Origin of the sequence: Mucilaginibacter sp. (assembly GCF_028288225.1) — a bacterium.
GTDB lineage: Bacteria > Bacteroidota > Bacteroidia > Sphingobacteriales > Sphingobacteriaceae > Mucilaginibacter.
Genome location: NZ_JAQBOC010000031.1, coordinates 171,286 through 193,718, shown reverse-complemented (window position 1 = coordinate 193,718; position 22,433 = coordinate 171,286). Strand labels below are relative to the sequence as shown.

Genomic DNA, 22,433 nt, shown 5'->3' with positions numbered 1-22,433 from the left:
TAAAGGTTTAACAGCAATTGCAATACCTTTATTTGATCTAATATTGTACAAAAGCCGTACATTGTTACCTATTCACAAAACTGCCAACTGCCAACTGCCAACTGCCAACTGCCAACTGCCCAACTGCAAACTCAATTATAGAACGACCACGAGATCCCTATTTTAAGCAATGCATCCTGCTGCGGATAACGGTTTACCGTATAATAACCTTTGCTGAAAAGACCCTGGTTGGCATAATCATACATTACAAAAAGATTGGTGCGCTGCAGGGTGGCTTTTATAAACAAGGTTGCTACGGGGTATGATGAGAAGGTAACATTTGGTCCGTTGTAAAACTGGCCAAGGCCCGGCGCGTATGATGGTGCTGTGTAAGTGCTATTATACCGTACATCCATCCCTATGTTTGAGTATAGCACATTAAATAAAAGCGCTTTGTAATAAATACTGGCATAATTATAAAATTGCGGTGTGCGCAGTGTGCTTTGGTAATCGGTTTTTTGATAAACAAAGTAATCATCAAAATGCCACCTGCGCCAGGCTATGCTTTTGCCAAAACTCAGCTTTATCATATTAATAGACCCTCCGAGCTGCGCAGGGTGGGCATCTATCCCGTTCTCTTGTGCAGTAAAATATAAATAGTCGGTTATTAAAAAATATTCGGCCTTAAAGTCGAGCTTTAACGGGCTATTTACATAATTAAAGGATAAGCTATTGGTTTTTTGGTTGCTGAATTTATTATGGAAAATAAAGTGATTGGAGATCCAGCTGGTATACGCCAGCGGGGCGGTGCTGCTTTGCGAGTATCCTCCCAAAATTATTTTACCTGCCTTGTCATTACCGGCAAGTGTAAGCTTTGCATCATACAAGAAGTCGCCAAAATCGCGCCCCTGTACAATTTGCTGCACATTACCTTCCAGGGCTGCCCTTTCGCTCAATTTATAGCTCAGCCTGCCTTTAATGGTCAGGTCCTGGAACGAACTGCCCTGCACCTTTGCCGGCTGTACAACTTTAACCCCGTATTGATTTAAGGTGGTATCGCTCACATATTGCCTGTAACTGTAAATATCCTGCGTAAGACCAAGATCGAGCTTCAATTCATTTTTAATTGCCTTTGCTGTCTTACTCCGGAGGTAAAAACTATAGGAGAAATCGTTTTGAAGATGGGTTATCGTAAGCGAGTCCCTCGACCGGTTTGAGCCATAGTAATAATCAGGGAATACACTGTAAGTATCTTCGCCATTCTGTAAGTACTCATACTTATTAGCTTCATACTTTAAGGTATATGCTACCCGTTGTGTAGGCAATATCGTAGCTTTGTTCTTTCCATTTACGATACTGTCAATGTGGCCTATATAATAAAATTGTTTTAGATAAAACGATGCGGTTTTCCAGTTTTCATATGATGCCGGCAGGCGTACAGGCTGCGAGCTTTTATCTATCGAACCGGTTACGAAAATTGAATCGTTTAATATCGATCCGGTAACAGGCGCCTTTATATTATTGTATACCAGGTTTGTAAGCAAATTATACCGCTTGCTTTTTGATTCGTACCAGGTAAACGCGGCTGCATTAACATCGCTTACATTTTGCGACAAAACACTCCTATTACTATAATATCCCCGCGAGCCCGTAAAATTTAAGTTAAAGCCAAAGTTTAGCTGCGGATTAACATTTTGTGCGTGTGTTATTTTAAACAGCTGCTCTGTAATCCCTGTATAACCTACCAGGTAAAGCTGCGTGTACGCCACCCGTGCACGGTAATAGGTTATGTTTTCGGGTTTGAGTATATAAGGATCAAGCTCATGTAAACCGGGATCAAACCCAATGGTACGCGATGGCTCAAACAACAGGCTTCTTGCCGGTAAACCTGTATTGCCAAGGCTTATTTTGGGACTGCGTGGCTGTAAAAGCGGGCTATAGTTTTCAAAATTGTATAAGCCTGTATCCAGGGGCATCAGTTGAGTGCTGTCCCTCAAAAGCCTTTCATTTGTTACCCTTATAAATTTTGAGTTAAAAACAATACTATCCTTTTTCCTGTCCTGCTTTTTTCGTAATGAATCAAGCTGCTGATCGTCGGTAAGTTTTTTGCCGGATGTTGTTGTGGTATCGCGCAAATTGATACGCCGTTGCGGATCATTCTGATTATTATTGCCGCGTTGAATTTGCGCAAAAGCTGCCTGCGTAAAAACGCAGATGAGCAGTAAAAGAATATATTTTAATTTATGAGGCATTAAAAACCGGCTATCAATTCTTTAAGTATCAATGTCATTTTTGGTTCCGCTTCATGGGCCACTGCCAGTATTTCCCCAAGAGATACCGGCTTTAATACATCCGGAAAACCCTCATCAGTTATTACCGATATTGCAAATACTGTCAAACCCATGTGGCGGGCCACAATTACTTCGGGCACCGTGCTCATCCCAACTATATCCCCTCCTATTATACCTAAGTACCTATACTCGGCTTTTGTTTCAAGGTTTGGCCCCGTAACCGCAACATAAACTCCTTTGTGGCAGGTAATATTGTTTGCTGCTGCAATATGTAATGCTTTATCAATCAGATCGCGTTTATAAGGTTCGCTCATGTCAGGAAACCGCGGACCAAGCTCTTCTTCATTTCTGCCGATCAGCGGGTTATGAGGCTGTAAATTGATATGATCCTTAATCACCATCAGGTCGCCTTTCTTAAAATCCGGATTTAATGATCCGCTGGCGTTTGATACAAACAGGGTTTTTATCCCAAGCATTTTCAAAACCCTTACCGGGAAGGTGATCTGCTGCATGCTGTAACCTTCATAATAATGCAGCCGCCCCTGCATAGCCACAACCTTTACCCCGTTAAGCTTGCCGAATATCAACTTACCTGAATGGAATTCAAGCGTTGAAATAGGAAAATCAGGAATGTTTGAATACATCAGCTGTTTTTCAACTTCAATTTCATTAACCAGGGCGCCAAGGCCGGTACCTAATATTATACCCACCTCGGGCTCAAAATCACCTATGCGGCTTTTAATGTATGCTGTGGTTCTCTGTATGCTCTCTAACATATTCAATAACAATTTTATCAAACTGGTGGCCGTTGCCATTTAAAAATTCCACGCTTATGGGTATCAAAAAAACGGGGAGCTTATCATCAGCTGATTGCCCTGTATTTAACCAGGATTCATCTAAACGCTGTGCATCCTTTTCTGTTGTAACAATTATTTTTTTTTGTGATGGATGAGCAGTAAATTCAGCAGCAAGTTTAGCGATATTTTTTAAGGTAAACGGGTGATGATCGGGATAATTATGATGAATTATATGCGATGTGCCATCGCTTAAATATTGCAGCAATGGTTGTGCATTTGCTATCCCGGTTAATAAAAACACGGTAGTATCTTTATCTATTGATCTATCAGCAGGTCTTCCCTCCGGATCATGCAAAGGTTTATAGACTATAGATGTAAAAAACAATCGCTGATAGGGCAAAGGCTCAATTTTGTGTGCAATGGCAGTCTTTTCATTATCGCTAAGCGCTGCCGGGCATTTGGATATAATAATTACCTGTGCACGCCACCGCCCGCTCATAGGCTCGCGCATATTACCGGCCGGCAATAAAAAATGGGGTCCATTAATACGGTTATAGTCAAACAATAAAATGCTTAAACCCGGCTCAACAGCACGATGCTGATAGGCATCATCCATCAATATTAAGTCGTGATCGGGCAGTAACTGTTTCAGTCCTTCTACCCTGTCTTCACAAACAGCAACGGTAATATCCGGGAACTTTTGTTTAAACTGGGCGGGTTCGTCACCTATTTTTGAAGAAAGTCTTGAGTCTTTAGTCGATAGTCTTAAGTCACCGGCGCTTAATTCTTCCTGATTATTGATTCTTGATTCCTGATTCTCTTCTTCCGCAACAACATATCCCTTGGTTTTCCGTCCGTATCCACGGCTTAATGTTGCCAGTTTATAATCTGATTTTAACAAACGGATAAGATACTCCGTCATAGGGCTTTTGCCTGCGCCGCCTACTTCAAGGTTACCTATAGATATTATTGGCTTGGTAAAACGGTAGCTTTTAAACAGCCCGGCATCATAAAGCCAGTTCCGCATAATGACAACTAACCCATAGAGTAACGAAAAGGGCAATAAAAGCCAGCGCAGGTATTTCATATAATTTTGTAAAGATATGAAACGGTTTTGGTTCAATAGTTCACAGGTTCATTAGTTCATTGGTGGGATGGTGATTAGTACCTATAACAATTCAATCCCGGGAATAAATTGAAAATGTTTTTTATTAAAAGTGTAAAGTGGTAAATGATAATATAACGCTGTGGCAGCAATAAGGGTATCTGCTATGCTGGGTCTATGACTTAAAGCATGTGTCCTGAATAAATCAATGAAAATATCATTAATATCCGTATTGATTGGGATAACAGTGTATTTACCAAGCTGTTTTTCAATCTATTTCAAGTCAGCTTTATTTTTTGCACCTACCATAAATTCAGCTGCTGTAATACTGCTTATATAGAAAACATTAGATTTTATTTGCTGAACTTCTTCCTTTACTACAAGGTTTCCCCTATAAAGTTCAATCAGAATATTGGTATCAAAAATCACCATTTAGAAGGCCAGGCTTTATCTTTTATTTCATCAATTGATGGAAAATCAGGTGCAGCACCGAAGCTTTCAAAAAGTTCGTTAACCGAGATTTTTTTACCTACTGGGGGAGCAGGGTGTTCATTTTGGTTAGCATTTCCCAATTCAACTACAATCACTTCAACTTTTTTGCCAAAAAACTGTTCCGGCATTTCAATGCTATGGTTCTTTTTATCCGGAACTAATGTTTGCTTATAAATCATCCTTCTTATTTTTCACTCTACACAAATATACAAATTCTGAAATTGGAATTCAAGCTATTACATTTTGTGAAATAGATGTAAAATACCTTACTTCAATATCTCCCCTACCGGCAACAACTTTTCATCCACCTTTCCATTAATAACAGATACATAATACGTATTGCTCTTTTCATCAACAGCTACTGATCTTACATACTTTTCATCTTCAAACACAATCCCGGCAAGGTCGTCAATGGCGTAGCCGGGGCTTAACCTGCCTTTCAAAATATTTTCAAAGTAAAGTGGCTTGCGCAAAGGTTCGCTGTGGTAATGCGGGCAATGACTGGTTTGGATAAAGCCTAAACCTTGAACAATTGACAAGTCCTTAGGTCGTGAATCGGTGGTACCACCCTGGAACCAGCACAACGAGCCGGCGCTGCCGCCTGCCAGTATAATTCCCTTGTTATATGCTTTTCTTAATACGGTATCAATTCCCTGCGCCTTCCATATCGCCATCATATTAAGCGTGTTACCGCCACCTACAACTATGGCATCCATGCTCAGCAGATTTTCTTCAAAAGTTTTCTTATCGGTATACGATGCTACATAAGTCCGTTGAACATACGGCCGCATAGGCAGCTCTTCGCAGGCGGCATACCAGGCTATAATATAGTTGGCATTATCGCCCATGGCAGTCGGCAGGAAACAGATCTTTGGGTCTTTCTTTTTTGTTAAGGCAATAACATACCGCATAAACTGCCTGTTATAATTGCCGCCGTAGGCAAAAATGGTGCGGGTGATTGTGCTTTTTGGGGCTTGCCGGGCCATGCCCGAAAAGCAAAATGCAAATAATAAAATAGCCAGGTATATCTTTCTCAATTTTAATATTTTATGGTTTATAATTGCCGGCTTGGTATTACCGGGCAGCAATTATAGCAAAACCGCCGCTGATTTTAAAATATTGCGCCATATTGATTCCTTTAACTTTCGGACTTTACTGACTTTTCATACTTTTCGGACTTCCCCCAATAATTCTTAAATTTGTTTGTAACATCCGGGCCGATGCCTGTATCTAAACAACATAAATAAAAATAAAACAGCCCACCGGCATACGCAAAGATCAATAAAGCTGCGAGAGCCGGCAAATCCTCAAAAATATCATGAAAAAAATATTTATAGCGCTTACAGGTTTAGTATTGCTGGCTTCGGCGTGCAGCCAAAATCAGCCACAACAAAACAATGTAACCATTGAAAATAATACTACGGCAGGCTTTGATGTAAACAAGCTGGCCCAATTTGTTAAAACCAGCACCGATCCGCAAACGCTGGAGAAGGCCATTAACAACCCTGCTAACCAGATCAACAATCTCGACCTGGATAAGGACGGTAATATTGATTACCTGAAAGTGCAGGAAGGCGACAATAACAAGCTGAAAGTAATTGACGATGTAAGTAACAGTGAATCAGTTACGGTTGCAAGTATTAATGTAACCCCCGCTGCTAATAATAACACAGCTGATCTGAACATACAGGGCAATCCGAATTATGTAGGCAGCAACAATTACTATCACTCGTCCTTTTCATTTACTGACTTCCTGATATTAAGTTATTTTTTACGGCCACACGGCTATTATATGCCTATGTATCATTATGGTTACTATCCGTCATACTATACCCGCACGCGTACTTATACCACTTTCAGGCCAACTACTTCACCGGCGATGTCGTCAAGAATGAGCAGCCGGAGCAGCTTAAGCAATCCGGTAAGATCCCAACGGTCATTCGGCACTCGTAGTTCACATACCGTAAGAAGTGGTGGTTTTGGCAGCAGGGGTTCAAGTTCCGGCAGATCAGGCTTTGGGCGCAGTCGTGGCGGATTTGGCCGCAGGAGATAATAACAAACACGAATTAATCGGCAAGAATTTCAAGAATTAGTGCTAACTAAAATAAATTTTTAAAGTCACGGTTTTTCAGGAACTGTTCTAATCAATAGATATGACTATTCAATTAAGAAAAAACACTGTTTTAACAAACGATAATAAAAAAACATTTAAGGCCATTATCCTTTTAAACGAAATGATAAACGGCTCACATCAGTTTAATAGCAATGCTTCCGGCGATGATAGTGTGCTGCAGTCTTTATTTACCGACCTTGTTGCAAAAGGCTATGTAATTACTTCAGGTTCAAACTACCAGGTTAGCGCCAGGGGCAAAGGCATTTTTGACACCTTTATGAAGCGTTATACCGAATACCTTAAATTGTATGATGTTTTTTCGTTTGTAGACCTGGAAAAAGGCGAATTTGCTTTTGACCGCTATTTTGACTTCGATACCGACGATGCCTGGGTTGACTTTACAAACGATGACCGGTTTGACGACCTGCGCATTGCCGTGGCCATGTTTAAAAAGGCAGATCCGGCTGAAATTGTATTTATGTCGTTCATAAACGAAAATAGGTTTGATACCACCGCAGCAGGCTGGCAAAATGAGCTTGTTTCAGATAATGTATGGAATGAGATAGAAGAAATTTGCAACACAGCCATTAAACCCGAAGATGTTGGCGAAGATGCCATGGTAGACATGATAAACCAGGGATCGGAATTAATGATCAGGCTGATGGAGGAGGAACAAAAACAAAACAATAATACAAATTACGGAGGCGGAGGCACTACCACCACCACCGTTGTTGAGGAAGAAACGGTAGAATATTATCAACCCTATTACGACCCGTATTATATATCACCAATATGGTTGGTGCCGCTGTTTATTTGGTAAACAAATGTTGTCTGAATCAGAATTTACAGAATTTTAAAATGAACAGAATTAAAACGGCTCATCATGAAAATTCTATAATTCTGTAAATTCTGATTCAGACAAACTGCCAACTGCCAACTGCCAACTGCTACTGCCAACTGCCATTACTCCCCCCTCAACGCCTTCACCGGGTTGGCAATAGCGGCTTTTATTGATTGAAAACTTACCGTTACCAAGGCGATTACAATAGCTAAAACGCCTGCACAGGCAAAGATCCACCAGCTTATTGGTGCGCGATAGGTAAAATCCTGCAGCCACTTGTTCATTGCCCACCAGGCTATTGGTGACGCGATGATTATTGAGAGCATCACCAGCTTCACAAAATCTAAAGATAACAACCTGGTAATGCTTTGTATACTTGCACCCAGCACCTTGCGGATGCCAATTTCTTTGCTGCGCTGCTCGGCCATAAAAGCGGCTAATGCAAACAAACCCAAACACGCTATGATAATTGCTAATACAGCAAAACTTGTAAATATGCTGCCCATCCTTTGTACATCAGCATAGCTGCTTGCAAAACGCTCGTCCATAAACGTATAGCGTATGGGTTGCGATGGGGATATGTTCTTCCACAAAGTGTTTATTTCGACCATGGTATTGCGCATATTGCCGCCATTTACTTTTACCGATACAATAGAATTGCTTATGCCGTAAGTTATTGCCAGCGCGCCAACCGGCTGCCTGAGCGATTCGAAATTAAAATCCTTTATCACACCTATTACCCGGGGCCGTCCATAGCCATTAGTAATTATTTTGCCGACAGGGTTTTTCAGATTTAGCTTACGGACCATTGTTTGATTAATGATCACGCCTCCTGTTTGGTCGCCGGGCGAAAAGTTAGCACCTTCTACCAGTTTTATATCAAATGTTTTAAGATAATCTTCGTCAGCTATCCAAAACTGCGTATCAACGCCAGTTTCAACTTTTGTTTTACCATCATTATAGTAAGTATTACCATTTCTTTTTGTCCCGGCTACAGGCAAATAATCGCTGATGGCTACACTTTTTACTGACGACAGCTTCAGCAATTCCTGCTTGAGGTTTTTTACGCCATTATCGCCCAGAGTATTGGTTCCCTGCAACATTACCACCTGGTCTTTATTAAAACCGAGCTTCAAATTCATGATGTACTGCATCTGGTTATAAATAACAAAAGTGCTGATGATGAGTATAATTGAGGTAGTAAACTGGAAAACTACCAGCCCGTTCCGCAGCAGGGAGTTTTTGCTCCCAGTACTGATCGATCCCTTTAAAACACTTGCCGGTTTAAATGATGAAAGATAAAATGCAGGATAAATACCCGCCGCTATGCCTACAATAAGTGCCGCTCCCAATATTACGGGAGCAAACCACAGGGCATTCCATGGCATGGTTAAGGTTTTTGAAGCCAATATATTAAAGTAGGGAAGCAACGCCCATGCCAGCAAAATACCGGTGATAAATGAAAGCACGCTATACAGCAGCGATTCGGCAAGAAACTGTTGAATAAGACTATAACGTGTTGAGCCAACCACTTTGCGGAGCCCAACCTCTTTAGCCCGATTTGCCGATTTAGCTGTTGAAAGATTGATGAAGTTTATACAGGCAATTGTTAATATAAAACCTGCCACTGCGGCAAATAACCATATAAAACGAATATCGCCATGCTGAAATTCATCATAAATACCGTATCTTAAATGGATGTCGCTTATGGGCTGCAGTGTAAACGACAGTTTTTTTACTTCTAAAGCGGCATCCTTATAATTTTGAGCGAGCAGGGTCGGCAAAATATACCTTCCTATTATATCGTCAGTTATCTTTTTAGCTAACTTAACGGGGTCAGTGCCTGCTTTAACCAAAATATAACTGGGGTAATTGCTGGCGTTCCAGTTGGTTTGCTCGCCTTTGTAAAATTCAACACCGTTAAGACTAAGTAAAAAATCATACTGCAAATGTGATGTTGCCGGAGGGTTTTCCATTACGCCTCCAATCCTGTATGGTTTGGTTTTGTCGTTATTTAAATACATCACCTTGCCAACTGGGTTTTGATGAGGAAAGTATTTATCAGCCTTGCGCCTGGTGATAACCATAGTTAAAGGCTCGGCAAGCGCTTTTGCCCTGTCGCCATAAACCATTGGCGTCTTCAATATATCAAGTAGCTCCTGGTCGGCATAGGTAAAACCTTCTTCGTGTGTATTTTCCACCTGGTCGACACGGCGCAACTCATTGCTTCCTGCTCCGGGGAAAAGAGAATTAGGCATTAACCGGGCAGATTTCTCTATTTCCGGAATATCCGCCTTCAAGGCCTTACCCATCGGCGCGGGGTAATCATCTCCGCTTTCTACCTTACCATCGTGAGCATAATTTTCAACAATGCGATAAATGCGGTCAGTATCAGGATACGACTTATCATAACTAAGCTCATTTTTAATGTACAGCCCAATTAATAAGCAAGCGGCAATGCTCAGTGCAAAGCCACCAATTTTAATGGCTGAATACATTTTTTGTTTACGCAATTGCCTTACAGCGATTTTTAAATAGTTCCTTATCATAGTGTTGGTCATTAGTCATTGTGTCATTAGTCATTGGTTGATTGCATAGGTCGCCTCGTTTTACTAATGACCTAATGACCAATGACTAACCAACTTACTCCGTTTTCAAACTCTTCACCGGGTTCATCAGGGCGGCTTTTATAGCCTGGAAACTTACGGTGAACAGGGCTATAAACATGGCAAGTACCCCTGCCAGGGCAAACATCCACCAGGTTAATGGAATTTTATAGGCAAAGGCCTGCAGCCATTTGCTCATGCCATACCAGGCTATTGGTGTTGCTATTATAAATGATATAATTACCAGTATTAAAAAGTCCTTCGATAATAGCCTTACAATACCTGATACGCTTGCACCCAGCACCTTGCGGATACCTATTTCTTTGTTACGCTGCTCTGCACTAAAAGCCGCAAGGCCGAATAAGCCCAAACATGAGATCAGAATGGCAACAAGTGTAAATGAATTAATGATCTGCGACAGGGTAATTTCTGCTTCGTATTGTTTTTGCACCTCCTGGTCAAGAAATGAATATTCGAACGGTGTTGATGGAATGTCTTTTTGCCAGATGCCCGCCATTTTTTCCAAAAGCGATGTGTAATTCTTGCTGCTGACGGAAACCACCAGGTCATTAAAATCACCTGCATTTTTATCATAAACCAGCATAAATGGTCTTATTTCGCCATGTAACGAATTATAGTTAAAATCCTTCATCACGCCGGCTACTGTAACAAACGTTTCCGGGTTCGGCAGGTAATGGGTATACAACCTGGTACCTGGCGCCGTTATCGGATTTAATCCAAGCCGTTTAGCCAAAGTCTCATTGATCAACACGCGATTAGAGTCATTAAGCATAAAATCCCTTCCGCTTATTACTTTTATGCCATTGGCTTTTGCAAAAAATTCATCGGTGTTTATATTCTGCGCATCAATAGCAGTCGTCATATTTCCTCCTGCAGGATAAACGCCATGATCGCGCGGTACAAATTGGCCAAGGTAATTATCCGACCTGCTTACCGCTTTTACTTCGGCCAGCGATTTAATATCGTTAGCGAAATTTTGCATTTTGCGCTGCGTCTCGCCGGTATAAAAATTAAAGATCAGCTTTTGATCTTTTTCAAATCCGAGATCTTTATTCTTGATAAAATTGAGCTGACTGTAGATGATAATGATGCCGGTTATCATCACTATGGATAACACAAATTGAAAAACCACCAGGGATTTACGGATGCCTGTTGCCGAAATATGGGTGTTAAAGTTCCCCTTTATTACTTTTATAGCTTCAAAAGCCGAAAGGTAGAATGCTGGATAGCTGCCGGCAAGAAGCCCGGTAACTAATATCAGCGATGTCAGCATCAGCCAAAGCCGGTAATCGCTGAAAAATGACAGGTGAATATCGGCACTGCTGATGTTGTTTAAATAAGGAAGCGCTATATACAACAACGGCAATGCTATAATCACGCCTATAAAAGCCAGCAAGAACGATTCGCCCAAAAACTGTTTAATAAGATCATATTTACCGGCGCCTATTACCTTACGCACACCTACTTCCTTTGCTCTTTTTGATGCACGTGCGGTTGACAGATTCATGAAATTGATACAGGCAATTACCTGTATCAGTACCGCTATCAATATTAAAATATAAAGGAACGACGGGCTGATGGTTTTACTTATTTCAACCTCATAACCCGGAGTTGTGTGGATAGCTGTAACCGGTTCAAGGTGCAATGTTTTTTTCATCCCTATTTCCTTCATCTGCTGCGCACCGTATTTATTTAAAAAGGCAGGCAGCTTTTTCTCCAGGGCGAGAGCGCTGGCATCTGGGCGGAGTTTTACATATGAGTTGGTGAAGTTATTACCACCCCACGAATTGTTTGAAATTACATAGCCGCCAAGGCCGCCGCTGTTCATGGTTATAAAGATACCTGCATGCAAATGTGATTTTCCCAGGCTTTCGTCAATTACAGCGGTAACTTTAAAATCATGTTTACCAAAAGCGTTGTCGATGGTTACCATTTTGCCTATTGGATTTTCGTTAGCAAAAAGTTTATCGGAAACCGGTTTCAATAAAGCGATATTATAAGGATCATTTAAGCTGTTTTTAGGCGTTCCTTTTTGAAAATGATAGGTAAAAACATCAAAAAAAGTAGAATCAACGTAAACTACATCATTTTCATAAAACGACCTTTCTTTATAGCGTAACAAAGTTTTTGCAGACCCAAGCGTATTTGAAGGCACCACCCGGCAATATTGCTGCACTTCGGCAAAATCGCGTTTCATGGCTGGGGCTATTGGCGGCGATGCAGTTGAATTGTTGTGCTTATCGCCCGGCAATTCCAAAGCGCTGGTAATGCGGTAAATATCCTTTGCATTTTTATGATGCTTATCATAACTGTACTGATCCTGTACATATAACAAAATATACAGGCAGCATAATGTGCCGGCAGCTAAACCAAAAATATTGATAAAGCTGAATGTTTTGTTTTTCAGCAAAAAGCGGAAGGCGGTTTTAAGATAGCTTTTTAACATTATGGTTGGTCATTAGTCATTGTTTCATTAGTCATTGGTGGCTGTCGGTTAAAACACGGCATCCGATGGGGTAAATGGTCTAAGAAAATGCCAAATATGTATTTAATTAAATATCAATAAGTTACATTTAATTAATTGATTTAATTTGTTCGGTTTTGATACAGTGGATGTTCGGTATTAACAAGCTTTCGAAACATTGTCTGTCACGCAGGCCTTCGACCTGCGATGTTAAATGTAGCCCTTTGTTTTTCCAATTTAGCTTTAATCTTCTGGCCCTGGAAGAGGCCTAATATATCAGCGCAGGTCGAAGGCCTGCGTGAAAACAGGGTGAATCAGAGAAATAATTGATCATTAGGATGTTTAGAACTCAAGGTTTAAACCCCATAGCTATTTAATAAATAAAATTTTCAATCATTGAACCCAGTTGTATACCTTAGAGAAATAAACCTCCAAAATGAAATACAAGCTATTATCACTAATACTTCTTATCAGCACTATCACTTTTGCTCAAACCGATGCAAAGCTTACCGCCAAACTACAGGATGCAATTAAAGGCTTTAATGGGCAGGCAGGTATCTATGTACATAACTTAAAAACGGGTAAAACGGTCGCCATAAACGCGGATACGCTTTTCCCAACTGCCAGCATGATAAAAGTAAGCATCCAATGCGGCCTTATGGATAAGATTGAAAAAGGCGAAATGCAGTACAACCAAAAATTGGTATACCGCGATTCGTTGCTATATAAAGGTGAAGATATTTTGGGCTCATTTAAAGATAAAGACACCATTGAAGTAAGCAAAGTGGCGCTGTTAATGATAACCATGAGCGATAATACTGCAAGTGTATGGCTGCAAAAGCTGGTTGGCGGCGAATACATTAATAATTGGCTTGATAACAACGGCTTTAAAGTAATGAGGGTAAATTCCCGAGTTCCGGGGCGTGAAGCAATCCGCTCTAAATATGGCTGGGGCGTTACCACGCCTTACGAAATGTGTCGTTTGTTTACTATGATCCGCGATGGAAAAGCGGTGAGCCCGGGCGCCAGCGAACGGATGTACCGCAATATGGGGCGGATTTTTTGGGACGATAAGGCTATTTCGCAGATCCCGCCTTATATTCAAACCGCATCAAAACAAGGTGCGCTTGACGAATCAAAATCAGAAACGGTAATGGTAAATGCCCCGCATGGCGATTATGTATTTTCTATCATCACCAATAATAATAAAGACCAGCGCTGGGTGCCGGGCAATGAAGCATCCCTGCTGATTAAAAAAGTGTCTGCCCTGTTATGGCACTATTTTGAACCGGATAGTAAATGGAAACCAGCCGAAGGGGTTGATAAGTATATGCTAAATGAATGAGTGGCAGATATGAGATTTGAGACGTGAGATTTGAGATTAGTTGTGTTGAAGAGTTCGTGTCCCTTCGGATCAGCCTTCTCTCATTCAGCATTCATTATTGGATTCAAAACCTTTAACCTTTACCTTTTACCTTACTCAAGTTTTATCCGCCTCAGCAGGTTCCATTTTTTTCATTGTCGATTTCTTTTCTTCAAGTCCACTGCCTAACAGATAACCCCATGGTTTGAGGCTTTCTACACGGTCGAAAATTATTTTGAAGATTGCCATAATCGGGATCGACAAAAACATACCTGAAAGCCCCCAGATCATTTCACCTAAAATTATCCCCAAAAAAGTTATCAGCGCATTCAGCTTTACTTTTGAGCCAACAATAGTCGGCAATAAAAAATTTGAATCTACAATGTGGATCCCTAAAACAGAGGCAGCAACCAATGCAGCAGGGTTTATACCACCGGTAGCAAATGTTATTAATGTGCTTAAAAATAAGGCTGTAAAAATGCCCAGGTAAGGGATCAGGTTAAACAAAGCAACTATAATTCCCAGCAATACCGGGTAATTTGCACCAATCATCCAGAACGCGGTACACGCCAGGCAGGCAACAACGAACATCTCCAATAACAGGCCGAGAATGTATTGCCTCAATATGCTTTGGATATTTTCAACAATGTCACGTACAATTGTTTCGTAACTATCAGTAAAAACCCATACAATAAAATTTATCAGGATCCGTCTGTAAAGCAATATAAAGAAAGTGAAGATCAGGATAAAAGTATAGAAAAGCATCAGGGATGACACTGCCCCAAAAGTTGACCCTATTACATCAGTACCTGATTCCATTATTTTTTGAGTCGTACTGTGTAAATAACTCATTTGCTTTTTAGCTGTTATGTGAAAAGCGCTTTGGATCCAGCCTTTTAGATCCTCAAGAGATTGGCTAACCTGGCTTTTAAGTTGTGGCCAGTCACTTGCCAGGTTCGAGATCTGCGAACCTACCATGTATAATATCCCGCCTATAAAAGCAATAAGTAAAATAATTGAAAACAGGCATGCTATTGCCCTTGGCAATCGTAATTTTTTTTCAAGAAATGCAGCTATCGGAAAAAGCAAAATGGCAAATAAAAATCCAAATATTAAAGGGTCAAGCACCTCTTTTCCCTGAATAATAATATAACCGAGGGACAGCAGGCCAATGAGTACCAGTGACAGTCTTTCATAAAATGGATGTGCAGGGGTTTTTGTGGGCATATAGCAGGGGATTATTATTTTGTGGGATGAACACAATTTTAATTTATTAATTTGAATATAAGAATAAATGAATAATATTTTTTTATTGAAAATCCCTGCACATGCTGATGTCTGCCCTTTTGAATTTTTATATAAGGATACAATTTTGGCAAACATTTTGCTTTATAATAGATCATTTACCTAAAGAAAAATATCATGGCAAAGTATTCAGAAAAAGCAGGCGAAAAGGTTGAAAAAACCATGCATGAAATGAAAGAAGGCAAGCTAAAAAGCGGCAGAAGCGGTAAAAAAGTTACCAGTAAAAAACAAGCCGTTGCAATAGGTTTATCAGAAGCCCGTAAAGAAGGGGCAAAAGTGCCTAAGAAGAAATCATAAATGACAAATTGCAGAGATGTGATGCTTCCATCTCTGTAATTTATTATTTCCCTGTAAACGCATCCATAATATCCATAAGCGTTATCGCTTCTTCTATTGAACATGGATTTGGCCCTTCATCATTAAAATAGGCCACTATCTTTTCAATCATGGGCTGCTGCATATGTTCAGGATGAATAAAGGTTAAGGTTTGCTCATCATCATCAGTTTTCCAGCTGATGAAATTGCCAAAGAAAGGAAAGGTGATCCGGCCTTTGGTGCCAATAATTTCGCAGGAATCAATTTTTTGATTTTCGGCTACATTAAAGCACCACGAGCCATTTACAACCACCTTGTTTTTAAATAGTATTTGTCCGCTTACATTATCATCAGCGGGTGTAGCACCCGACTGGTTCAATGAAAACCCACTATACTTTTCTGGCTCGCCAAAATAAAACAACATCAAATCAAGCTGGTGCGGGGCCAAATCATGAAAATAACCACCGCCTGACAGCTCAGGATGAACGCGCCAGTTATTTGCAGCATCAGTTGCTGTTTCTGGTTTACGGCTTTGCCACATCCGTATCTGTACCGTGCGTACATCGCCAACCAGCCCGCTTTCTAAAAGTTGCTTCACTTTCAAAAACATCGGGATACCGCGACGGTAATGGGCAATGGTTAACTTTTGATTGGGATATTGTTTAACAGCTTCGGCAATTTGCCTGGCTTCGGCAGCATTGCGGGTAACGGGCTTTTCTACATAAACATTAAAGCCTTTGCCAAGTGCCGTTATTGCGTAATCCATGTGCGAGGCTGGCGGAGTAGCAATGTAAACAGCGTTAATGCTTTTGTTGTTCATCAGCTCGTCAGCATCGCTATACCAGGTGCCAACGCCATGGCGCCGGGCATAGTCTGCAGCCTTTTCGGCATCGCGGCGCATTACAGCCACAAGACTACTATTAGCTACTTTATTAAATGCGGGGCCGCTCTTTTTTTCGGTCACATTGCCGCAGCCTATTATTCCCCAGTTTATGTTTGACATAATTACTTATTGAGAGAATCAAGACAGCAAGAGTCATGAATCAAGATAAAAGCCTTAATTTCTCGCGTCTTCTTGATTCTTGTTGTCCTGATTCTTGAATCTATTTTAATATTTCTTCAATCTTTGCTAATTCTTCTTTTGAAAACACAATGTTATCCAAACATTTTAATGAATCAGCTAATTGCTCAGCACGACTGGCGCCAATTAAAACGGAAGTTACCCTGTTATCTTTTAACAACCAGGCTAGTGCCATTTGGGCCAATGTTTGGCCGCGTTGCAGCGCTATATCATTTAGTTTTTTTATCTGGCTTATGCGTTCTTCTGTTACCTGGCTTTCCTGTAAAAAACCAGTTGGTTTTGCTGCCCTTGAATCGGCAGGGATGCCGTGCAGGTATTTGTTGGTTAATAAGCCCTGAGCTAATGGCGAAAAGGGGATACAGCCAACGCCATCTTTCTCCAGCACATCTAATAAACCGCCTTCTGCCCAGCGCTCAAACATGGAATATTTTGGTTGATGGATAAGACATGGGGTACCCAGTCTTTTTAAAATGGCAATGGCTTTATCAGCTTCTTCGGCAGAATAGTTGGAGATTCCGGCGTATAGTGCTTTTCCCTGGCGTACTATCAGGTCAAGCGCGCTCATGGTTTCTTCCAACGGTGTTTCCGGATCCGGGCGATGATGATAAAATATATCCACATACTCAATCCCCATTCGTTGTAAGCTTTGATCAAGGCTTGATACCAGGTATTTTTTCGACCCCCAGTCGCCATAAGGGCCATCCCACATGGTATAACCTGCTTTGCTCGATATGATCATTTCATCGCGGTAGCCACGAAAATCTTCCTTTAAAATACGCCCAAAATTCTCCTCCGCTGATCCCGGGGGCGGACCGTAATTATTGGCAAGATCAAAATGGGTAATACCGCTGTCAAAAGCAAGGTGTAAAATTTTGCGATAATTTTCGGTAACATCCACATGCCCGAAATTGTGCCACAAACCCAGCGAAACCGCCGGAAGCTTGATGCCGCTTTTTCCGCAGCGGCGGTATTGCATTTTTTCGTATCGGTTTTCTGCTGGTACGTATGTCATAAAGTTGATGAGTTGGTTTTTAGCGGAAGTAAAAATAGAGTTTTATATAAATAATCGAAGTAAATAATTCTTTACATTTTCAATGTTTAAGACATAGGCACCACGTTATTTATCAGCATTTGTTGTTTGGCCCAATCACGCAGCAATGACAAAAAGGGCAGTAGCTCTTTCCCGGTTTCAGTTAAGGTGTATTCCACTTTTGGTGGCACTTCAATATAAACTTTCCGGCTTATAAGGCAGTCTTCTTCCAATTCTTTTAAAACCTGGGTAAGCATTTTTGGGGTGATGCCGGTTACCGTTTTTCTCAATTCGCCATAAAGTAATGTTCCGGAGCGTAGGCGCCAAAGCACACGTCCCTTGTATTTACCGCCGATACGTTGAAAGGCATAATCAATACCGCATTTTGGCAAAGCCCGGTTAGCTATTTTAGTCATATGTTAAAATTAATATGCCTGATATACAGCAATGTAACTTTTTAGTGTGCAGGTTACTTTTTTGTACCTACTTGACAAATGTAGGGATCAGCGTGTATTTTTGTTGTATGAAAAACACGCTGACCTTAATTTTTTTCTTTTTTAGCACTTGCATCGCACTTGCACAAAAAAATGAAAATAGTAAACTACCGGGAACTTATATTTTATTAAGTGTTGATAATATTGATAAAGACGGGAACCGGATCCATCTTTATGGCGATAATCCGCGAGGAGTATTAATGTTTGATACCAAAGGGAATTATGCTTTACAGATAATGAGCACTGACCGGCCAAAGTTTGCCGCAGCTGATAAAAGTAAAGGTACGGATGAAGAAAATAGGGCTGCTGTAAAAGGATGCAACGCTCATTTTGGCACTTATACTATTGATAATGTAAATGGAACAATAACCTTTAATATACTCCATGCCTCGTTTCCAAACTGGGAAGGAGTAAAACAAAAACGGCCTTTTACACTAATTAATGGTGTTTTTAAATATACTGTGCCATCACCAACAACGGGGGGAGCTGTTACGGGCGAGGTGGTTTGGAAGAAGGTGGAATAATTGCCAGAATCAGGGTTTTTCGCTATTGTTTGTTTCCAAAGGTGTTCAAGATGGATAAGCGGTTTACAGAATTTTAAGATTAACAGAATCTTATCTGTTTAAGTTATGCTTTACCATAGATATCAAGGCGCATCCTGAAAACCCTTTAATTCTGTAAATTCTGATTTACACTACTTCTGCCACCACAAAAGTACTTCCCCCAACAAAAACCAAATCGCCGTCCCCCGCACTTTGTTGTGCGGCAGCCAGTGCTGATTTTACCGATGGGTATGTATCGCCATGCAAACCAAAGCCTTCTGCTTTAAGCCATAAGCTTTTTTCATCAAGCCCGCGTGGAATATCGGGCTTGCAAAAATAATAAAGGGCGTTAGTTGGTAGTATGGTTAAAATTTTGCTGATATCCTTATCATTTACTACCCCCAAAACAAAATGCAGCTTGTTGTAGGCAACAGCGGCAATGTTCTGTAAAACTTCCTGCATCCCTTCGGGATTATGGCCGGTATCGCAAATGGTTAAAGGGTGGCTATTTAAAACTTCCCAACGGCCATGCAGGCCGGTTAAAGTTTTAACCTGTTGCAGGGCGATTTTTAAATGTTCGTTAGTAATTTTAAAACGCCGTAACCGCAGCTTGTCTATCACGCAAAGCACCGTTTTTATGTTTTTAAGCTGATAGGTACCGGTTAGGTCCAGCCGGAAATAAGAGACCAAAGGCTGGAGATCAGAGGTGAGGTTATTTTTTTTAACTTCCACCTCAATAAGCTCAGTATATGGCTTTTCTGAGATTTGAAGTTTGACGTCAGACTTTGAGACTGTAAAAATATCCGAAGCAAAAACAATCTCCGAATGCTCCTGGTTTGCTTTTTCTATAAATGTATCGGCAACTTCTTCCTGGTATTCTCCAATAATTACAGGGATGCCGGGCTTTATGATCCCCGCCTTTTCATTGGCTATCAATTTAAGCGTATCACCCAAAATATTCATATGATCCCAGCCTATATTAGTGATAACCGATAAGAGCGGGGTAATAACATTAGTTGAATCGAGCCTGCCGCCCAGGCCTACCTCAATAATAGCAATGTCTACCTTTTTTTTGGCGAAAATATCGAACGCCAGGGCTACGGTCATCTCAAAAAAGGAGGGTTGGATCTCATCAAAATCAGACCTGTGTGTGGCAACAAAATCAATCACCTGCTGCTCGCTTATCATTTGTCCGTTTATGCGGATGCGCTCACGGAAGTCCTTTAAATGCGGCGAGGTATACAGCCCGGTTTTATAGCCTGCTGTTTGCAGTACTGCTGCCAGCATGTGCGAGGTTGAGCCTTTTCCATTTGTACCACCTACATGTATGCTTTTAAATTTATGCTGCGGATTGTCCACTTTATTAAGCAGTGCAATAGTATTAGTAAGGTCTGCTTTATAGGCGGATGCACCATCGCGGGTAAAAAGGGGCAGCTGGCTGTAGAGGTATTGGACGGTTTCTGAGTAGTTCATGGTTGATGGGTGGTCCATAGTCGATGGTCTATAGACCATGGCAAATTTAGCTCAATCTTTTGTAGGCACATAAAAAACCATCAACTATTGACTATGGTCCATGGACTAATTCTCAATCCACCTTAAATCTAAAAGTATACTGCCCTTTTTGCGTGCCTGAAGCCGGGGTTGATGACGTGAACTTTGTGTTTTTTATGGAATTTATGCAACTTTCTATCAAACTCAGATCGGCCCTTGTTTTGGCCTTGTTATACTGAGCTGAAATTACATTACCGCTTTGATCTACAACAAAATCAACAACCACAACACCAGGAACGCGGTGTATATTTTGCGGATCGGGTGCGCTCACAAAGCTCCAGTTTGGCATTTTCAAACCATTTCCTGATCCACCGGGACCATAATCATCGCTCAACGTTGAGCCATTTTTACTGCCCTGGTTACCCGGAGTGGTTGCAGTGCCATCACCCTCACCTGCACCTTTATTGGTGCTGCCTTTATATAATGCATTTTGGTTAAGTTGCGGCTTTGCTACCGGTTTGGCTGGTTGCGTAGCTACTGTTTGGCTTTGTTTTTTAGAGTTAGCAGCAACATTAGGTGCATCCTCTGCATCCTGGGTTACCACTTTTTTATCACTGTTATCCTCCTGTGTTTTTTGTTCGGTAGGCGGCGCTGTATTCACCTTGGTAGGTTTTGCTTTATTTGCTTTTTCAGCAACTGAGGGCTCTTCGGTGCTTGATTGGTTGGTACCCATTCCTTCGTCAACGGTACCGTAATTTACCAATATACCACCTGTCCCATCCGGGGGAACGGGAGGATTTACGAAAACAATAAAGTAGCACAAAGCAATTACAACAGCAAGTATGATACCTGTTGCTAAAAACGCTTTGGGGTAATTATTTTCTTCTTCCTGGTAGTTCATTTAGTTGGCAGTTTTCGGTTGGCAGTTTGCAGTCATATCAATCGGCAATGGTTAAAACACTACCAACTGCTTACTGCACACTGCCAACTACATCTACTTAGGTTCCGTTGCCAAAACCATTTTTATATTTAATTTTTGCGATACATCCATTACGGCAACCACATCCTGTATGGCAACTGTTTTATCAACATACAAAACTATGGTTAGTTCTGTTGCCAGCTTTTTATAACCTGCTAATACGGTTGGCAGGTCATTCACAGCCACTACCTTTTTATCTACCGTGTATTGCAGGTCCTTGCTTATGGATACATTTATGGTTTTTTTAGATACCGACTGCCCTGATGATGATTTAGGCAACAATAGCTTTACCACGTTTGGGTTAGTAACTGTTGATGCTATCAGGAAAAACAGGAGCAGGAAAAACATGATGTCGTTCATCGCCGATGTATGCACTTCGGCTGAAGCTCCCCTGTGTCTTTTTCTTAAATTCATTTGCTCGGTTCTTCCAACAGGTCAATAAATTCAATGGCATCGGTTTCAAGCTTTAGTATCACCTTATCAACCATCATATTTAAAATATGATAACATACATAAGCAACAATACCTACAAATAAACCGGCGGCCGAGGTAACCATCTTTACATAAAGCCCACCTGATATAACGCCCATACTGATGTTATCCGTCTTTGATATATCATAAAAAATTTTGATAACCCCGGCAATGGTTCCCAAAAAGCCAAACATTGGAGCAATACCGGCCACTATACCTAAAATGCCAATGTTCTTCTCCAATTTCGATACTTCAAGCTTGCCAATATTTTCAATAGCGCCTTCAATATCTTTAATGGGGCGTCCTATTCTTAACAGGCCTTTCTGCAGCATGCGGCCAAGCGGCGTGTTGCTGTTACGGCAAATAGCTATGGCCGATTCAAGGTTGCCTGAAACAATGCTTGAACGTACCTGCATCATCAGGTTCGACTCGTTTGTTGAAGCTTTACGGATAGTGAAATATCTTTCAAAAAATATCACCAGGCCTAATACCGCCAGGATCCCTATCGGGACCATTACCCATCCGCCTTTTATCAGCAGGTCGCCAAAGCGCAGATCTTCCTGTGGTAGGGCGGCTAATTGCTGGCCCGCTTGTTTGGCTGTATCTATAAGTTTATGTGCAGTATCGTTAGCCTGTATAAATAATAATGTCAT

20 protein-coding genes are annotated in these 22,433 nt (G+C 41.1%); 5 read left to right on the top strand and 15 right to left on the bottom strand.

What is annotated here, in order from left to right; genetic code table 11:
* Positions 1-131: 131 nt before the first annotated feature.
* The 5 genes from JWQ54_RS09890 to JWQ54_RS09870 form a co-directional block, all read right to left on the bottom strand.
* Complete coding sequence (locus JWQ54_RS09890; protein ID WP_299583839.1) at positions 132-2,231, bottom strand: putative porin; 2,100 nt, start codon at positions 2,229-2,231, stop codon at positions 132-134.
* Positions 2,231-3,046 (bottom strand): purine-nucleoside phosphorylase, encoded by an 816-nt coding sequence (locus JWQ54_RS09885; protein WP_299583836.1) that lies wholly within the window; start codon positions 3,044-3,046, stop codon positions 2,231-2,233. The genes JWQ54_RS09890 and JWQ54_RS09885 overlap by 1 nt, the downstream gene beginning before the upstream one ends.
* Positions 3,009-4,154, bottom strand: a complete 1,146-nt coding sequence (gene lpxK / locus JWQ54_RS09880; protein ID WP_299583833.1) for a tetraacyldisaccharide 4'-kinase — start codon at positions 4,152-4,154, stop codon at positions 3,009-3,011. Before lpxK ends, JWQ54_RS09885 begins: the two co-directional genes overlap by 38 nt.
* Positions 4,155-4,597: 443 nt before the next feature.
* On the bottom strand, positions 4,598-4,843 hold the full coding sequence (locus JWQ54_RS09875) for a hypothetical protein (protein WP_299583830.1): 246 nt from the start codon (positions 4,841-4,843) through the stop codon (positions 4,598-4,600).
* Between the two features lie 87 nt (positions 4,844-4,930).
* Complete coding sequence (locus JWQ54_RS09870; RefSeq protein ID WP_299583827.1) at positions 4,931-5,701, bottom strand: peptidase E; 771 nt, start codon at positions 5,699-5,701, stop codon at positions 4,931-4,933.
* 281 nt (positions 5,702-5,982) lie between these two features.
* Between JWQ54_RS09870 and JWQ54_RS09865 the strand changes: the two genes are divergently transcribed.
* Positions 5,983-6,717, top strand: a complete 735-nt coding sequence (locus JWQ54_RS09865) for a hypothetical protein (protein WP_299583825.1) — start codon at positions 5,983-5,985, stop codon at positions 6,715-6,717.
* 100 nt (positions 6,718-6,817) lie between these two features.
* Positions 6,818-7,597, top strand: a complete 780-nt coding sequence (locus tag JWQ54_RS09860; RefSeq protein ID WP_299583822.1) for a hypothetical protein — start codon at positions 6,818-6,820, stop codon at positions 7,595-7,597.
* Positions 7,598-7,740: 143 nt separating this feature from the next.
* On the opposite strand, the gene JWQ54_RS09855 is transcribed toward JWQ54_RS09860, so the two are convergent.
* Together JWQ54_RS09855 and JWQ54_RS09850 are read right to left on the bottom strand one after the other, a co-directional pair.
* Positions 7,741-10,167: an ABC transporter permease gene (locus tag JWQ54_RS09855; protein ID WP_299583819.1), complete on the bottom strand. Its 2,427-nt coding sequence runs from the start codon at positions 10,165-10,167 to the stop codon at positions 7,741-7,743.
* A 94-nt stretch (positions 10,168-10,261) separates the two neighbouring features.
* Complete coding sequence (locus JWQ54_RS09850) at positions 10,262-12,691, bottom strand: ABC transporter permease (RefSeq protein ID WP_299583816.1); 2,430 nt, start codon at positions 12,689-12,691, stop codon at positions 10,262-10,264.
* A 454-nt stretch (positions 12,692-13,145) separates the two neighbouring features.
* Between JWQ54_RS09850 and JWQ54_RS09845 the strand changes: the two genes are divergently transcribed.
* Entirely contained in the window at positions 13,146-14,054 is a 909-nt protein-coding gene (locus JWQ54_RS09845; RefSeq protein ID WP_299583813.1) for a serine hydrolase, read from the top strand.
* Between the two features lie 135 nt (positions 14,055-14,189).
* Here the strand turns inward: JWQ54_RS09845 and JWQ54_RS09840 are convergent, their stop codons facing one another.
* The gene (locus JWQ54_RS09840) at positions 14,190-15,299 is read right to left on the bottom strand and encodes an AI-2E family transporter (RefSeq protein ID WP_299583810.1); all 1,110 of its coding nucleotides are present in this window, start codon (positions 15,297-15,299) and stop codon (positions 14,190-14,192) included.
* A gap of 195 nt (positions 15,300-15,494) precedes the next feature.
* Between JWQ54_RS09840 and JWQ54_RS09835 the strand changes: the two genes are divergently transcribed.
* Positions 15,495-15,674, top strand: coding sequence for a DUF6496 domain-containing protein (locus tag JWQ54_RS09835; RefSeq protein WP_299583808.1), 180 nt, complete (start codon positions 15,495-15,497; stop codon positions 15,672-15,674).
* Between the two features lie 43 nt (positions 15,675-15,717).
* Here JWQ54_RS09835 and JWQ54_RS09830 read toward each other — a convergent pair whose 3' ends face one another.
* From JWQ54_RS09830 to JWQ54_RS09820, 3 genes are all read right to left on the bottom strand, one after another.
* Complete coding sequence (locus JWQ54_RS09830) at positions 15,718-16,695, bottom strand: Gfo/Idh/MocA family oxidoreductase (RefSeq protein ID WP_299583805.1); 978 nt, start codon at positions 16,693-16,695, stop codon at positions 15,718-15,720.
* A gap of 100 nt (positions 16,696-16,795) precedes the next feature.
* A complete protein-coding gene (mgrA, locus tag JWQ54_RS09825) occupies positions 16,796-17,785 on the bottom strand; it encodes an L-glyceraldehyde 3-phosphate reductase (RefSeq protein ID WP_299583802.1) in 990 nt (329 codons plus the stop codon).
* An 86-nt stretch (positions 17,786-17,871) separates the two neighbouring features.
* Positions 17,872-18,219 (bottom strand): helix-turn-helix domain-containing protein, encoded by a 348-nt coding sequence (locus tag JWQ54_RS09820; RefSeq protein WP_299583800.1) that lies wholly within the window; start codon positions 18,217-18,219, stop codon positions 17,872-17,874.
* Positions 18,220-18,326: 107 nt separating this feature from the next.
* Here JWQ54_RS09820 and JWQ54_RS09815 point away from each other — a divergent pair, with 107 nt between their 5' ends.
* Positions 18,327-18,821 carry a lipocalin-like domain-containing protein gene (locus JWQ54_RS09815; RefSeq protein ID WP_299583797.1) on the top strand — a complete coding sequence of 165 codons (495 nt, stop codon included), beginning with the start codon at positions 18,327-18,329 and terminating at the stop codon, positions 18,819-18,821.
* 165 nt (positions 18,822-18,986) lie between these two features.
* Here the strand turns inward: JWQ54_RS09815 and JWQ54_RS09810 are convergent, their stop codons facing one another.
* The 4 genes from JWQ54_RS09810 to JWQ54_RS09795 form a co-directional block, all read right to left on the bottom strand.
* Positions 18,987-20,312, bottom strand: a complete 1,326-nt coding sequence (locus JWQ54_RS09810; protein ID WP_299583794.1) for a folylpolyglutamate synthase/dihydrofolate synthase family protein — start codon at positions 20,310-20,312, stop codon at positions 18,987-18,989.
* A 112-nt stretch (positions 20,313-20,424) separates the two neighbouring features.
* The gene (locus JWQ54_RS09805; protein WP_299583791.1) at positions 20,425-21,231 is read right to left on the bottom strand and encodes an energy transducer TonB; all 807 of its coding nucleotides are present in this window, start codon (positions 21,229-21,231) and stop codon (positions 20,425-20,427) included.
* A gap of 93 nt (positions 21,232-21,324) precedes the next feature.
* Positions 21,325-21,723, bottom strand: a complete 399-nt coding sequence (locus JWQ54_RS09800) for a biopolymer transporter ExbD (protein ID WP_299583788.1) — start codon at positions 21,721-21,723, stop codon at positions 21,325-21,327.
* A complete protein-coding gene (locus JWQ54_RS09795) occupies positions 21,720-22,433 on the bottom strand; it encodes a MotA/TolQ/ExbB proton channel family protein (RefSeq protein ID WP_299583785.1) in 714 nt (237 codons plus the stop codon). The genes JWQ54_RS09800 and JWQ54_RS09795 overlap by 4 nt, the downstream gene beginning before the upstream one ends.

Coding starts and splice junctions, on each gene's coding strand:
- lpxK (WP_299583833.1), bottom strand. CDS start 4,154: ATGAAATACCTGCGCTGGCTTTTATTGCCCTTTTCGTTACTCTATGGG.
- JWQ54_RS09865 (WP_299583825.1), top strand. CDS start 5,983: ATGAAAAAAATATTTATAGCGCTTACAGGTTTAGTATTGCTGGCTTCG.
- JWQ54_RS09850 (WP_299583816.1), bottom strand. CDS start 12,691: ATGTTAAAAAGCTATCTTAAAACCGCCTTCCGCTTTTTGCTGAAAAAC.
- JWQ54_RS09890 (WP_299583839.1), bottom strand. CDS start 2,231: ATGCCTCATAAATTAAAATATATTCTTTTACTGCTCATCTGCGTTTTT.
- JWQ54_RS09885 (WP_299583836.1), bottom strand. CDS start 3,046: ATGTTAGAGAGCATACAGAGAACCACAGCATACATTAAAAGCCGCATA.
- JWQ54_RS09795 (WP_299583785.1), bottom strand. CDS start 22,433: ATGACATTATTATTTATACAGGCTAACGATACTGCACATAAACTTATA.
- JWQ54_RS09810 (WP_299583794.1), bottom strand. CDS start 20,312: ATGAACTACTCAGAAACCGTCCAATACCTCTACAGCCAGCTGCCCCTT.
- JWQ54_RS09875 (WP_299583830.1), bottom strand. CDS start 4,843: ATGATTTATAAGCAAACATTAGTTCCGGATAAAAAGAACCATAGCATT.
- mgrA (WP_299583802.1), bottom strand. CDS start 17,785: ATGACATACGTACCAGCAGAAAACCGATACGAAAAAATGCAATACCGC.
- JWQ54_RS09845 (WP_299583813.1), top strand. CDS start 13,146: ATGAAATACAAGCTATTATCACTAATACTTCTTATCAGCACTATCACT.
- JWQ54_RS09860 (WP_299583822.1), top strand. CDS start 6,818: ATGACTATTCAATTAAGAAAAAACACTGTTTTAACAAACGATAATAAA.
- JWQ54_RS09830 (WP_299583805.1), bottom strand. CDS start 16,695: ATGTCAAACATAAACTGGGGAATAATAGGCTGCGGCAATGTGACCGAA.
- JWQ54_RS09840 (WP_299583810.1), bottom strand. CDS start 15,299: ATGCCCACAAAAACCCCTGCACATCCATTTTATGAAAGACTGTCACTG.
- JWQ54_RS09800 (WP_299583788.1), bottom strand. CDS start 21,723: ATGAATTTAAGAAAAAGACACAGGGGAGCTTCAGCCGAAGTGCATACA.
- JWQ54_RS09805 (WP_299583791.1), bottom strand. CDS start 21,231: ATGAACTACCAGGAAGAAGAAAATAATTACCCCAAAGCGTTTTTAGCA.
- JWQ54_RS09855 (WP_299583819.1), bottom strand. CDS start 10,167: ATGATAAGGAACTATTTAAAAATCGCTGTAAGGCAATTGCGTAAACAA.
- JWQ54_RS09815 (WP_299583797.1), top strand. CDS start 18,327: ATGAAAAACACGCTGACCTTAATTTTTTTCTTTTTTAGCACTTGCATC.
- JWQ54_RS09820 (WP_299583800.1), bottom strand. CDS start 18,219: ATGACTAAAATAGCTAACCGGGCTTTGCCAAAATGCGGTATTGATTAT.
- JWQ54_RS09835 (WP_299583808.1), top strand. CDS start 15,495: ATGGCAAAGTATTCAGAAAAAGCAGGCGAAAAGGTTGAAAAAACCATG.